This window comes from Synechococcus elongatus PCC 11801 (genome assembly GCF_003846445.2).
Lineage (GTDB): Bacteria > Cyanobacteriota > Cyanobacteriia > Synechococcales > Synechococcaceae > Synechococcus > Synechococcus elongatus_A.
The window spans coordinates 324,488-337,690 of sequence record NZ_CP030139.2 but is presented as its reverse complement, the minus strand read 5'-3'; the positions used below and the strand labels follow the sequence as shown (position 1 = coordinate 337,690).

Annotated in this window: 11 protein-coding genes; 3 read left to right on the top strand and 8 right to left on the bottom strand. The window is 56.8% G+C overall.

Annotated features, from left to right (window positions below):
- Positions 1 to 33 precede the first annotated feature (33 nt).
- On the top strand, positions 34 to 1,413 hold the full coding sequence (locus DOP62_RS01605; protein ID WP_208673118.1) for a TIGR03279 family radical SAM protein: 1,380 nt from the start codon (positions 34 to 36) through the stop codon (positions 1,411 to 1,413).
- Positions 1,414 to 1,461: 48 nt separating this feature from the next.
- On the opposite strand, the gene trpC is transcribed toward DOP62_RS01605, so the two are convergent.
- From trpC to DOP62_RS01575, 6 genes are all read right to left on the bottom strand, one after another.
- Positions 1,462 to 2,349, bottom strand: coding sequence for an indole-3-glycerol phosphate synthase TrpC (gene trpC, locus DOP62_RS01600; protein WP_208673120.1), 888 nt, complete (start codon positions 2,347 to 2,349; stop codon positions 1,462 to 1,464).
- A gap of 77 nt (positions 2,350 to 2,426) precedes the next feature.
- Complete coding sequence (gene lpdA / locus DOP62_RS01595; RefSeq protein WP_208673122.1) at positions 2,427 to 3,905, bottom strand: dihydrolipoyl dehydrogenase; 1,479 nt, start codon at positions 3,903 to 3,905, stop codon at positions 2,427 to 2,429.
- Positions 3,906 to 3,923: 18 nt separating this feature from the next.
- Positions 3,924 to 4,700, bottom strand: a complete 777-nt coding sequence (locus DOP62_RS01590) for a TrmH family RNA methyltransferase (RefSeq protein WP_208673124.1) — start codon at positions 4,698 to 4,700, stop codon at positions 3,924 to 3,926.
- The gene (locus tag DOP62_RS01585) at positions 4,669 to 5,685 is read right to left on the bottom strand and encodes a lysylphosphatidylglycerol synthase transmembrane domain-containing protein (protein ID WP_208673126.1); all 1,017 of its coding nucleotides are present in this window, start codon (positions 5,683 to 5,685) and stop codon (positions 4,669 to 4,671) included. The genes DOP62_RS01590 and DOP62_RS01585 overlap by 32 nt, the downstream gene beginning before the upstream one ends.
- 6 nt (positions 5,686 to 5,691) lie before the next feature.
- The gene (locus DOP62_RS01580) at positions 5,692 to 7,122 is read right to left on the bottom strand and encodes a glycosyltransferase (protein ID WP_208673128.1); all 1,431 of its coding nucleotides are present in this window, start codon (positions 7,120 to 7,122) and stop codon (positions 5,692 to 5,694) included.
- A gap of 3 nt (positions 7,123 to 7,125) precedes the next feature.
- Positions 7,126 to 9,579, bottom strand: coding sequence for a phospholipid carrier-dependent glycosyltransferase (locus DOP62_RS01575; RefSeq protein WP_208673129.1), 2,454 nt, complete (start codon positions 9,577 to 9,579; stop codon positions 7,126 to 7,128).
- A gap of 131 nt (positions 9,580 to 9,710) precedes the next feature.
- Here DOP62_RS01575 and DOP62_RS01570 point away from each other — a divergent pair, with 131 nt between their 5' ends.
- Both DOP62_RS01570 and DOP62_RS01565 read left to right on the top strand, forming a co-directional pair.
- Complete coding sequence (locus DOP62_RS01570) at positions 9,711 to 10,193, top strand: glutathione peroxidase (RefSeq protein ID WP_208673130.1); 483 nt, start codon at positions 9,711 to 9,713, stop codon at positions 10,191 to 10,193.
- Positions 10,194 to 10,227: 34 nt separating this feature from the next.
- The gene (locus tag DOP62_RS01565; protein ID WP_261789795.1) at positions 10,228 to 11,235 is read left to right on the top strand and encodes an acyl-CoA dehydrogenase family protein; all 1,008 of its coding nucleotides are present in this window, start codon (positions 10,228 to 10,230) and stop codon (positions 11,233 to 11,235) included.
- Here DOP62_RS01565 and kaiC read toward each other — a convergent pair.
- Both kaiC and kaiB read right to left on the bottom strand, forming a co-directional pair.
- Positions 11,232 to 12,791, bottom strand: a complete 1,560-nt coding sequence (gene kaiC / locus DOP62_RS01560; protein ID WP_208673131.1) for a circadian clock protein KaiC — start codon at positions 12,789 to 12,791, stop codon at positions 11,232 to 11,234. The two genes, DOP62_RS01565 and kaiC, sit on opposite strands and share 4 nt — an antisense overlap.
- Positions 12,792 to 12,842: 51 nt before the next feature.
- On the bottom strand, positions 12,843 to 13,151 hold the full coding sequence (kaiB, locus tag DOP62_RS01555) for a circadian clock protein KaiB (protein WP_208673132.1): 309 nt from the start codon (positions 13,149 to 13,151) through the stop codon (positions 12,843 to 12,845).
- Positions 13,152 to 13,203 lie beyond the last annotated feature (52 nt).

Sequence of the window (13,203 nt, the reverse complement as noted above, 5' to 3'; positions counted from 1 at the left end):
TTTTTTCATTAATCCTGTCCTGCGATCGCCCCCATGAGCCGTTCGAGTCTTCAACCCGCCCGCATTAGCCGAGTTTTACCGGATTCGATTGCGGCTGAAATTGGCTTTGAGCCGGGCGATGCGATCGTTTCGATCAATGGTCAGCAACCCCGCGATCTGATCGATTATCAATTCCTCTGCAGCGATGAGTTTTTAGCGTTAGAGGTGCTGGATGCTGCTGGGCGATCGCACCAAATCGACATTGAGAAAGACACCGACGAAGGGCTAGGGCTGGAATTTGAGACCGCTCTCTTCGATGGGTTGATTCAGTGCAACAATCGCTGTCCCTTTTGCTTTATTGATCAGCAACCCCCCGGGAAACGCGAGAGCCTTTACTACAAAGATGACGACTATCGCCTTAGTTTTCTCTACGGCTCCTACCTGACACTGACGAACCTCAGCGAAGCAGAATGGCGACGCATTGCTCAGCTGCGGTTGTCACCGCTCTATGTTTCCGTCCATGCCACCGATCCCGATCTGCGGCGGCGGTTGCTCAAAAATGAACGGGCGGGCTTGATTGTTGAGCAGTTGCAGTGGTTCCGTGAGCACCACCTGCAAATTCACGCGCAGGTCGTCGTCTGTCCAGACCTTAACGATGGGGCCCAACTGCAGCGAACTCTGACGGATTTAGCCGCTTTTCATACAGGTGATCCTGCAACCGTAGCCTCGGTGGCTGTTGTGCCCGTCGGTCTGACCCGCTTTCGGCCCACGGAGGATGAATTACGCCCCGTGCAGCCTGCCGATGCTGCGGCGACGATCTCACTCGTTGAGGCTCTCCAGTCGCAATTTCAAGCGGAACTCGGCAGCCGCTTTGCTTGGTTGGCCGATGAATGGTATCTCATTGCTGGTCAACCCCTGCCCGCCGCCAGTTGGTACGAACAATATCCCCAACTGGAAAACGGCGTAGGTTCCATTCGGTCGTTTATTAGTGAATTTGAACGCCAAGCCGAGGCTTTACCTCCTCAAATTGCGCCATCCCGTCGGCTGACTTGGGTGGTGGGGAATGTGGTAGAGCAAGCTTTTCAACCCCTCCAAGCTCGATTAAATCGAGTCCAAGGCTTGCAAGTCGATCTAGTCGGTTTAGCCAGTCGCTACTGGGGTCAAGCGCTCACCGTCACCGGCTTGCTCACGGGTCAAGATTTGATTGAATCCCTAGGCGATCGCGATTTGGGCGATGGCTTGTTACTACCTTCCGTGATGTTGCGCCACGGCGATCGTTGCTTCTTGGACGACTTGACGGTAGCGGACGTGGAAACAGCTCTCAATGTGCCGATTTATATTGCTGAGGGCATCACAGGGTTGATGGAGCAGTGTTTACGATCGCCGCTTAAACCGCTGGCCCCCGACCAGCCGGCTACTACAGCACTGCTCTAATCAGAGCACAGTCACTCAATCTAGGCAGTGTGCAAGCCCCCCCTGAAACTAAGCCGACGGGCGATCGCTCAGTAGCTGTTGCAGCGCCAGCCCCGGATCCGGTTGCTTGACTAGCGACTCACCAATCAAGACAGCCCGTGCGCCCGCTTGGCTAACGCGAGCGAGATCCGCTCCTGAGAACAGACCTGATTCACTGACCAGCAGCAGATCGCGATCGCGGCATTGGGCAGCCAAGTGATCGGTCACGGCCAGATCGGTGACAAAGGTCTTGAGATTGCGGTTGTTAATGCCGACCAGCCGCAGGTCATCTAGAGCTAAAACTCGCTCCAGCTCCGGCAGGCTGTGCACTTCCACCAAGGCATTCAAGCCCAGACTATGGGCGATTTTGAGGAAGTAGCGCAGGTCGGCATCCGAGAGAATTGCCGCGATCAACAGGACGGCATCGGCCCCAAGCAGGCGTGCTTTGTAGATCTGGTAGGGGTAGATCACAAAGTCTTTGCAAAGCAGCGGCACATCGACAGCTGCTCGCACTCGTTGCAGATTCTCGAAGCTGCCTTGGAAGAATTTCTCGTCGGTCAGGACTGAAATACAAGCTGCGCCATTAGCGGCATAGGCTTGGGCGATCGCCACGGGATCGAAGTCTTCCCGCAGGACGCCCTTGCTGGGTGAAGCTTTTTTGACCTCAGCAATCACCGCAGGCTGGATAGGAGCTTGACGCAGTGCCGCGAGGAAATCGCGAGGGGCTTGGGTCAGTTGGCGAACTTGAGCCTGGAGCTGTTGCAGCGGCAACTGTTCCCGCCAAGCACTGACCTCGCGCTCCTTGTACCAGACAATTTCCTCGAGGATATTGCTGGGGCTACTCCCCGGCACCTTGACCTGATAGGTGAGGCTGGCAACATGCACAGCCGGATTGGGCGGACGGCGACGGACTTCCATGGGAGTGTGAGCGCAAGGAATAGAGGGGCGATCGCTAGCCGGATTATGACCAGCGATCGCAAGAGAAGAACCGGAATTTAGGCGATCGCAGTAGCAGCTTGTTTGTAGGCCGATTCGATCACCTCACTCAGAGTCGGGTGGGTGTGCACCTCAAAGGCTAGCTCTTTGACCGACTGGCGACGAGCGATCGCGTTGGCGACCTCTTGAATCAGGTCAGCAGCATGCAACCCAAAGATATGAGCGCCCAGCACTTCGCCGGTATCTTTGCGGAACAGGAGCTTGGCGAAGCCATCGGCATCGGCCTCTGCCAGGGCCTTGGAGTTGGCCTTGAAGTAACTGCGGACGCTGGCCACTTCAAACCCTTCTTGTCCACCCAGTGCTTTGGCATCGGCTTCACTGAGGCCGACCGAACTGATTTCGGGGTGGGTGAAGGTCGCCGCTGGAATGCTGCGGTAATCGACACTGCGCGGATGGCCAGTGATGTTTTCGATCGCGACCACGCCTTGAGCCGCAGCAGCGTGCGCCAACATCAGTTTGCCAGTGGCATCACCGACGGCGTAGAGGTGCGGCACTGGATTACCATCCCGCAGGACGCGCATCCCCGCATCGACGGGAATAAAACCGCGGCGATCGGCTTCAACAGCAACGGTTTCCAAACCCAGATTTTTGGTGCTGGGAATCCGACCCGTGGCCACTAGGCAGGCGTCGACTTCCAGCACTTCCACCAGTTCTTTGGTTTCGAAGTCGGCCAATTCAATCACAACCGGCGAGCCCGGCGTAATTTTGCGGGCCAAGACGCCGGTACGAGTTTCGATATCCCGCCCCTCCAGCAGCGATCGCTGGGCAACTTTGGCGACATCGGGGTCAAAGGTCGGCAAGAGGCGATCGAGGGCTTCGATCATCGTCACTTCGCAGCCCAACGCCGTGTAGACATCAGAGAACTCTAGGCCGATGTAGCCACTGCCGATAATCGCAATCCACTGAGGCAGGGTTTCCAGCTTGAGGGCATCGTCGCTGGTGAAAACGGTTTTACCGTCGATTTCAATGCCGGGCGGCACAAAAGGATCAGAGCCCGTCGCCAGAATCACATCCCGGGCGCTATAGGTTTTTTCCACTCCATCAGCAGCAGTGACGGTGACGCGCTGGCTGCCGGCCAACCGACCGCGACCCATCAGAATGTCAGCCCCCAGCCGTTTGAGGGTGTTGCCAAGATTGCCGCGAATCGTCTCGACCAAGTTAGCCGCGTGATCCGCGATCGCTTGGCGATCGAAGCTGACGCCTTGGACTTGAATGCCAAAGTTTTGGAGGTGATCAGTGTCGGTAATTTCCCGCACCCGCCCTGAGGCTGCCAGCAGTGCTTTGGAAGGAACGCAACCGCGATTCACACAGGTGCCGCCAAGGTCACGGGCTTCCACGATCGCCGTCTTTAGGCCTTTTTCACAGGCATGTTTGGCTGCATCGAAACCGCCGTAGCCTGCACCAATGACGATGACGTCGTAGTCAAACTCGCTGCTCACCCTTGTTTCTCCGTGCCAATTGCAGAAGCATTTCGCCATTGTACGGCGGCGATGCGGCTAGCTTTGTCGCTGGCGGCGGGCTTCGTAGAGCAGTAGAGCTGCCGCGATCGCCACATTCAGCGATTCCACGCCCGCAGCTTGGGGAATTGTGACAGCGGTATCCGCGATCGCCGCCAGGTTGGCACTTAGCCCTGCGCCTTCATTTCCCAAGAGCAGCACCGTTGGTTGCCGAAAGTTCGCTTGCCACAGCGTCGTTTCGGTACGCGGCAAGGTCGCAACAATCTGGTGGCCCTGTTGCTGCAACGATCGCAGGGTTTGCCCGAGATCGGGGGCGATCGCCATTGGTAGCCGGAACCATTGACCGGCAGAAGCTCGCAGCACTTTCGGATGGTCAGGGTCGACGCAATCGGCACTAAGCCAGAGGCCTTCTGCCCCTGCTGCTGCTGCCGTGCGAATAATCGTGCCGAGATTGCCTGGGTCTTGCAGAGTTTCGACAGCAACTAGCAACGAAGCGCGTGAATCAGGTTTCCGGAGCGGTTGTCGTGCCGCGATCGCCACCACTCCATCCGGACTAACCGTGGTGCAAAGATACGCCAGCAAATCTGCGCTGACGGTTTGCTCCGGTGCCACTTGCGTTGCCTGCTGCCAGAGCTGCGGATGCTGGTCTTGCCACTCGGGGGTCGCACAGACTTGCAGGAGTGGCCAGCCGGTTGCGATCGCCTCCTGTAAGAGGTGGGTTCCCTCCAGCAAAAAGGCTTGCTGCTGGCGGCGACCTTTAGCCTGATGCAGTTGGCGAATTTGTTTAGCGAGGGGATTTTGGCGACTGGTCAGCATCGGGTTCAGGGAGAGGAGACAACGCGAGAGATTTAAGGGTGCGACTTTGGCGATGCAAGGCAACCCAGCCGATCGCGATCGGGAACCAGAGAGTCAGCAGGCGTATTAGCACGGTCGCGGCGATCGCTTGATCGCGATCGGCCCCGTAGAGGAGTGCCAAGGAGATCGAAGCAGCTTCCGCACCGCCCAAGCCGCCCGGCAGCAACGTCAACACTCCGCCCAAACCCATGGCTGCCCGAATCAGGATGGCCGTCGGCAGATTGATCGTTTCCGCTTGCAACACCTGAAAACAGCCGTAGAGCACTACCCCTTCGAGTGACCAAATGGCGACCGAGACAAGCAGTCCACCGGCTAAGTAACGCGGCTGTAGCAAGCGACGGGCACTGAACAGGAGATGCGCCAAGCGCTCTAAGCCTTTACGCCGCCGCGAACGCCCACCAAAGCGTTCAGCCCACGCTTGCAGACGTTGAGGCTGGCCGAGGATTAGAAATAGGGCGATCGCGAGCCCCAAGCAAGCCCACCAAAAGCCTGCCCCGAGTCGGGCTGAGAGCCCCAGCCCCACAATCAGCAGAGCCGCCAGCAGATCGCAGAGCCGTTCACAGACCAGACCCGCCAGCGATCGCGCCGCTGAAACGCCGAATTGCTGCCGCAACCAGAGCGATTTGATCGATTCCCCTGCTCGCCCCGGTGAGGCAGTCAGCGCCAAACTGCCCAAAAAAATCCGTAGGCTGGGGCGGATGGGTAACCAGTGATCGAGCACCTGCAGGTAGGTATGCCAGCGCCAAAAACCGATGCCATAGCCACAACAGAGGATCAGTGCACTGAGCGGATAAAAGGCGAACGGGATCTGGCGGAGCTGTTGCCAAATCGTCTGCCAACCGCCCCAGAGTATCAGCCCCAGATTGAGCAGCACTGTAACCAACAGCAGCGGTACAATCCAGCGCTGGCTAGTTATCGTCGAGGGCGGTGGGGTCGCAGGAGTCAAGGAGCGTTAGTACGGGAACTTCAGTTTGCCAGCAGCGTAAAGACACATCCGTGCCAGAATCAGCCCTTCGCGGACGTGGGCAATGTTGGAACTGCCGTAGCTGCGTTCCTGATAACGCACTGGCACTTCGACAATTTTGAGGCCGAGTTTGGCGGCACCAAACAGCAGATCAAAGTCGCCAAAGGGATCAAAATCCCCAAAGTATTTCCGTCCTGCCGCCACGCGATCGTAGTCGGTTTTCCAGAGCACCTTAGTGCCGCAAAGGGTGTCCTTGAGCGGTTGTCCTAGCAGGAATGAAAAGATTAGGGCGAAAGTCCGATTAGCAAAAGTATTCAGCCCCGGCATTGCCAGCCGCGATCGCGGATAGACCAGCCGCGAACCGTTGATGAATTCACCCCGTCCACTGGCGATCGCACGGTAGAAGTGCCCCAGATCCTCGGGCTGCACGGTCAAATCCGCATCAAGAATCATCAGAATGTCGCCACTGGCCTTATCAAAGCCCAACCGCACAGCATCGGCTTTACCCTTGCCGGTTTGGCGGCAGGCTAGCAGCTTCAGCGGCCCCTGATACTCAGCCACAGTCTGCTCGATCGTCTCCCAAGTCTGATCACGGGAGTGGCCTTCCACAAAGATCAACTCAGTTTCTGCACCCAGTTCAGGCAAGCGCTCAACAGCTGCGGCAATATTGCCCGCTTCATTGCGAGCCGGAACAATCACCGAGACACTGGGCTGAGCTTGGGGTCGAGCAATCGGACGCGCAATGACATAGTTGGTCAGTGCCAGATGCTCGATCACCGGCAGCGGACTAATCCAACGGTTGATCCAGCCCGTTAGCAAAGGAATCTGTCGTGGCACTAAGAAACGCCGACCCTGTTTGATCGGCTCATAGCCTGCCAGCGTCAGCAGGTTGAGAATATCCTGCATACCCAGCCAGCTCTCGGGCGGTTGGGGCGATCGCTGCCCCGCTTTCTCAGCCAGCGTCAGCAGGGGCTGCCAGAGAAAGTTATGGAAGCCGAGAATCAGCCGCGTACGAGGATGACAAAAAGCTTGCAGTCGCTCCATCACCACTTGAATATCTGTCAGGTAGCTGAGGACGCCCGTCAGGATGATCACGTCGAACGGTTTCGGATCACCGATCGCCTCGGGTGTCAACTCTTCGGCAGCCAAGCAATGAAACTGAAACTGTGGATGGCGTTGCTGGGCGATCGCCACCACCTGCGGCGAGACATCAATCCCGACGCCGAAGGACGGTTCAACGGTCGCGAGGAGATCTCCTAAACCGGAGCCAATCTGCAGCACCCGTGAGCCTGCTGGTATCCAAAAGCGATGCAGCTTTTCCAGATCGCGGTAGTAAGTGCGGTTGCGTCGCCGCCAGCGATCGAGATCCGGTGCCAATTGATCAAAATGAGCAGCGATCGCAGCCGTATGGTCATTCATCACTTAGTTCATCTCTCCCCGTAAACGGGCGATCGCTTCGCCCCACTGTCCAGACTGCACCGCAGCCACCGCTTGCAAAGTCGGCAGAATCGGCACTTCGGGCTGACGCATCGCTGCTTCTTGCAAAGACTGTCGCGCCTTAGCGCCTTGGAACTGATAGAGCTGCACAAACCCGAGGTATGTCCAGTTCCACGCATTGTCAGGGTTGACCGCCACGACTCGTTGCAGCACAGCCTCCGCTTGGGGGGCTTGCCGCTCCAGCACATAGCTGAGGGTGAGGGGATAGAGCCAGTCCAACTGGTTCGGCTCATCCTCTAACCGCGCTTGGAGACTGGCGATCGCCTGATCAAGATAGTGCTGCTCAGGGTCAGCCTGATTGAGAAGACTCACGTCAGCAAAGAGCGGATCAACCTGACCAGTCTCTAGGAGTGTCCCCAACTGATGCAAGCGACTGACCGGATCAAGGGCCGTCGGACTGGTCGGCGCCAGGATCGTCCCCAGTTGAATGACCGTCGAAGCCGTCGGCAGGATTTGGCGATCGCCGGTCTCGCGATCCAGACGTTGAACCTGCAACTGATAGGAACCCTCTGGGAGCGAGTCGGGGGCTTGGGTGGTCAGGCGTTCTTCCAGTTCAATGCAGCCCGCACCGGCTTTAAGGTAGCCCAGGCCCGGTTGGTGATCCTGCACCCAGAGCCGATCGCGATCGTTCTGCCAAGTGATCAATAACAGGCTGTTGCGCAGTTGTGCGATCGACCCGCGCAGCCGATAAGTGATCTGAAACGGCTGACCGGCCTTGGCTTGAGGCGGTGCAATGACTGCTAGTTCCAGTGGCTGCTTGGGGCAGGCGCTCGGTTTGGCCGAGAGGGTCAGGGCTCGCCGTTGCCAGAGTTGCGCTTGACTTCCATCTGGAAGTGGCCACTGTCCCACGGACTGAAATTCAGGCGATCGCGCGATCGCTTCCACCAGCCGTTCTTCCGTCTTGCCCGCCATCACCCCCTGATCGCCGGTTTTGCTGAGGAACCAGTCAAACGCTTGCAAGTCTGCCTGCCAGTTCTCTTCCGGCGCTAGGGTTTGCCGCGCAAAAACGCTGAAGTCCTGCTTTTGCCCCTCGGCGTTGAGGTTGAAGGCATTCAGAGCTTCGGCATCCGTCAAGACGGCTAGGGTTGATTGCAGCTGCGGTTGTGTCTCGCGAATGCGCTCGATGATCCCAGCCAACGGCCAAGCCTGCGTTTGGGGAAAGCGGGTCGGCCAAGCTGCTCGGATCGGCCCTGGGAAAATGGTCTGTAATCCTACTGCGATCGCGATCGCCGCCACCCCCGTCCACAGTGCCTGCTGCCAGCGTCGGGGCAGAACCGTCGGTAGGGCAACTAAGGGCACGATCAAGCTGGGCAGCAACGGCAGGAAGAAACGTGTGACTTTGGTGCTGCCCAGGACACAGATCAGATATGCACCAAAGAGAAAGCCCGCCAGCCAGAGCCAGCGATCGCGCGAGCCGGGTCCCGATTCACCGCGCCGCCAAAGCCAAACAGCAGCAATGGCACTACTGACGACCAACACACCGAACAGCCAGGGCGACAGCATCTCCGGCAGATTTTCGGGGTAGTAGAGCCAGCCTGCGAGAGTATTGGCCTCCAAACCCTCCTGATACTTCACCCCCCAGTCGCGAGCATTGGCGATCGAGGACAGAATCGTCAGCCAGTTGGTGCTAAACCAAGGCCAAGACAACAGCCCTGCAATGCCACCTGCCACCAGCAATTCAGCCAAGGGTTGCCAGCGGCGTTGCTGGAAGAGTTGGCCCACTGCCGCGATCGCCAGCCACAACAGCGGCAACCACAGAAAGATCAGTCCGGTCGGACGGGTCAGAAAGACCGCCGCGATCGCGACCCCACTGGCCGCTGCTGCCCCCAGTCGTCGCTTGGGGCTCCTCGCAAACTTCCAGAGCGATAGGCAGAGCCAAGTCAGCGTCAGCACTGCCGTCAGGCTGTAGTCGATCAGGTAATCGACCCGCTGAATGATCGCCAGCGGTGCCGCCAGACTCAGACCCGCCGCCACCAAACCCGTGGTGCGATTGGCATAGAGTCGCCCCAGGCCGTAGGTGCTGATCAGTAGCAGTCCGCTAAACAGACCGTTGCTAGCGATCGCGCTCTCCCAGTTGGCTCCAAACAGCAGGAAGAGCGGCAGGGTCAGCAGATAGGTCAGTGGCCCCCGATAGGTCGGCGCGAGTTGCCATAGCTGTGTCCACCAACCGCCATTCAAAAGCTGAGGTGATTGCCATGCCTGCCAAAAGGCCAGAGCCCGACTGAAGTGATCGCCTTGATCCCAAGCCGGTGGGGCGAGGTCAACGCTGCGCCAGAGTCCATCGATCGCTAAGGACAGCAACCAGAACCCCAGCAAGATCAGGGCATCGCGGCGATCGCGCAGACGGACTTTGGGACTATCGGGCGGAGAGAGCGTCACGGGCGATCGCAGGGACAAGGCAACAGCAACCTACCATTTTGCTGATGGGGACCGGAGACCCACCCGTCTAAAGTCGCCAGGGAGAGCCAGCAAGCCTGCGACAATAGAAGATGAAGATTTGTGAACCCCTTATGGCTCCTCAGGTCACGGACATTGCAGTCAAGACAATCGATGGTGCAGCGAAAAGCCTCGGTGACTACGCTGGTCAGGTGTTGTTGATCGTTAATGTCGCTTCTTACTGCGGCTACACCTCCCAGTACAGCGGCTTAGAAGCCCTCTATCGGCAATACCGCGATCGCGGGCTGCAGATCTTGGCGTTCCCCTGCAATGATTTCGGGGCGCAGGAGCCGGGCAGCAACGAGGAGATCAAAACCTTCTGCTCAACTCGCTTCGATGTCAGCTTTGAGCTGTTCGACAAAGTCCACGCCAAAGGGGCTGATCAACATCCCCTCTATGCGGCACTGACCCAAACGGAACCTGCTGGAGATGTCGCGTGGAACTTTGAGAAATTCTTGGTCGGCAAGGACGGTACGGTTTTGGCACGCTTCAAGAGCGGTGTTGCCCCTAACGATCCGGCGCTAATTCAAGCGATCGAAGCGGCCTTGGCCGCTTAGCTCCAATGCGATCGCCTCAGATATCGGTGAGGGAGTGGAACTGCAAGCCCTGCAAAATTGGCTGACCGCCGAGGTGCAGCCCCAAGCAGAAGCGATCGATCAAGATCCTGCTGTCCTAGCCACAGTGCTTGGGCAAATGGGCGATCGCGGTTGGCTGGGGCTGTCTCTTCCTACCATTGCGGGGGAAGCGGCACTCTCCCCGCTGCAGGTTTGGCAAGCACAGACTGCAATCGCCAGTGCTTCAGGTGCCTTGGCGTTTCTGCAAACCCAGCACCAAAGTGCCGCGGCGCTTCTCGCCAGATATTGTCCCGGCGATCGTTGCTTGCAAGGTCTGCGTCAGGGTCAACCCAAAGTTGGAATTGGCTTTTCCCATCTGCGGCGATCGCCCGTTCCTTTGCAAGCTCAATGGCAAGGAGATCAGATCTGCCTGAGTGGTCAGCTTCCTTGGCTGACGGGCTGGGGCTTTTTTGAGGAGTTTTTGATTGCCGCCCCTTTACCCGACGGCCAAATTCTCTTTTGCTTGATCCCAGCCAGCGCACCTGAATGGCAAGTCTCGCCCTTGGCGCTGGCTGCGATGGGAACAACTGGCACAGTCGCTGCTCAGCTGAGCATTACGCTGCCCCGCGATCGCTTGGTAACGATTCAGCCTGCCACATGGATCCACGATCGCGATCGCCAAGGCATTCTTAGTCCAACGGCTTTTGCCTGCGGCGTTGCGCGGGCTGCAATCCGAACTCTGGAAAAGCAGTCATTGGACAGTGCGGCTCTCCTCCAGTCCCGATTGGAGCAGATCGAACAGGCGATCGCCGCCACTCTCCTGCAATCCGAGCGATTGCCAGATCGAGCGCTAGATTTGCGGGTGCAAGCCCTTAGCCTGATGCATCGCTGTACCCAAGCTGCTGTCTTTAGCGCAGCTGGTGCCGCCAATTCACTACAACACCCAGCCCAACGGCTCTATCGCGAAGCGCTCGCGTTCTCCGTTCTAGGACTGACGGCTGATCTGCAAGCGTGCTATCTGACGGCGATCGCCACCGCAGACTAGCTTTCCGGCCCCTTTTCTTGAACGCCGCGCACAATCCGCGACAGCTCACTCTTCTCATCCACAGTGATCCGTGTTGGTGAGCCGGAAATAATCCGCTCGAAATTCCGGAAGGAGTCTTTGATATCCGGTCCTTTGTCGCTGATCATGAATTCACGAATCGCTTTGTCGTGCCAAGAACCGCGCATCTTAAAGACGTTAATAGCACGAGACATTTCGCCGCGGATTTCAACGTACTGCAGCAAGATAATCGTGTCAGTAATGGTTGAAATATGGGAGTCTGTAATCGAGTGGGCTCCCATAAACTGATCGCTGGTGTTGGTGAAGAGTCCTGTGATCTCTTCCTGTTTGGCATAGCCAGTCACGCCAATCACAAATTGTCGGAAAGCATTATTACTCACACCACGCGCTAAAGCCGAGAGAGAGTCGATCGCAATTCGAGCCGGTTTAAATTCGCTAATCTCCGACTTAATGATCTGCAAATGGTCTTCCAAACCCGCTGATTCTGGATAGGCACAGACAATTTTAAGAAGGTCCTGACGCTCCATTTCTTCGAAGTCCATGCCCCAAGAATAGGCATTGCGGAGCAGCTGTGCCCGTGACTCTTCATAAGCAAAGAGAATGGCTCGCTCTTTGTTCGCACAGGCATTCTCAACAAACCGACTCACCAGCAGTGTTTTGCCAGTGCCAGTCGCACCCGTCGCAAGAATAATCGAGTCTTTGAAGAAGCCGCCACCGCACATTTCATCGAGTCGCGTAACCCCAGAAGAAACGCGGACGTTCGAAGATCGCTGCGTGAGGCGCATTGCCCCGAGCGGGAAGATATTAATGCCGTTATCCGTAATCGTGAACGGATACTCCCCTTTCATGTGGCTCGTGCCACGCAGCTTCAGAATTTCGAGGGTTCGGCGGCGGCGTTCGCCTTCCAACACGTTGCGTAGGATGACGACGTTATCGGAGACAAATTCTTCAACGCCATAGCGAGCGATCGGGCCGTATTCCTCCAAGCGCTCAGTAGTCATCAAGGTCGTGGCACCAATTTGCTTGAGACGAGCGACGAGTCGGAACAATTCTCGGCGAACGACTGAAGAAGCATCATATTGCTGAAAAACGGATGTAACTGAGTCAATGGAAACCCGACGAGCACGGTACTTTTGAATAGCATAATTAATACGTTCGATCAGGGCTGATAAGTCAAAGCCACCGACTACTTCTTGACCTTCTGGATCTGGGGAAGCATCAAGAATAAACAATTTTCCTTCATCCACAAGCTTGGCGAGATCCCAGCCGAAACTGCGCGCATTTTTAATAATGTCTTGTGGCGTTTCTTCAAAGGTGACGAAGACACCCGGCTCATCAAATTCAATAATGCCGTTGTAGAGAAATTGAATTGAGAAGAGGGTTTTGCCAGTTCCAGAAGTCCCACTGACAAGTGTGGATCGCCCAATCGGAAGACCACCATGACTAATATCGTCAAAGCCTTCAATCATCGTGCGCATTTTGGCAACCGCTTGGTGCGTAGAGCCGTTATTGGAACCAGTCATCTCAGCGGGGGTCATTTTATAAGAGCTTGAACAATCAAGTGGTACTGATGGGAGGATTCAAAATCCCTAAAAATCATCCGTGTCTTGCAAGTCTCCGTAGAGCAAGTCAAGACCAATCAGTACCTTCTCGCGATCGGATAAATCACCGATAATCCGACGCACCGGCAACGGTAAAACCTTAGCAAGCGTTGGCGTCGCTAGAATTTTATCCTCCTCTGCCAACTGAGGATTTTTTAAAACATCGATCACCTTCAGGGCATAGACACCTTGAAACTCGACTTCAAGGATGTTCTTGAGCGTCTTGAGGGCTCGAACCGAGTTCGGAGTATTGCCGGCGACGTAGAGCTTGAGAATGTAGGTTTTACGAGGGCTCATGCACAGATTAAGAACGGGTCAACAGCAATCAGACTATCTAACAGGCTCGAAT

Coding starts and splice junctions, on each gene's coding strand:
- DOP62_RS01570 (WP_208673130.1), top strand. CDS start 9,711: ATGGCTCCTCAGGTCACGGACATTGCAGTCAAGACAATCGATGGTGCA.
- DOP62_RS01605 (WP_208673118.1), top strand. CDS start 34: ATGAGCCGTTCGAGTCTTCAACCCGCCCGCATTAGCCGAGTTTTACCG.
- trpC (WP_208673120.1), bottom strand. CDS start 2,349: ATGGAAGTCCGTCGCCGTCCGCCCAATCCGGCTGTGCATGTTGCCAGC.
- kaiB (WP_208673132.1), bottom strand. CDS start 13,151: ATGAGCCCTCGTAAAACCTACATTCTCAAGCTCTACGTCGCCGGCAAT.
- DOP62_RS01590 (WP_208673124.1), bottom strand. CDS start 4,700: ATGCTGACCAGTCGCCAAAATCCCCTCGCTAAACAAATTCGCCAACTG.
- kaiC (WP_208673131.1), bottom strand. CDS start 12,791: ATGACCCCCGCTGAGATGACTGGTTCCAATAACGGCTCTACGCACCAA.
- DOP62_RS01580 (WP_208673128.1), bottom strand. CDS start 7,122: ATGAATGACCATACGGCTGCGATCGCTGCTCATTTTGATCAATTGGCA.
- lpdA (WP_208673122.1), bottom strand. CDS start 3,905: ATGGCGAAATGCTTCTGCAATTGGCACGGAGAAACAAGGGTGAGCAGC.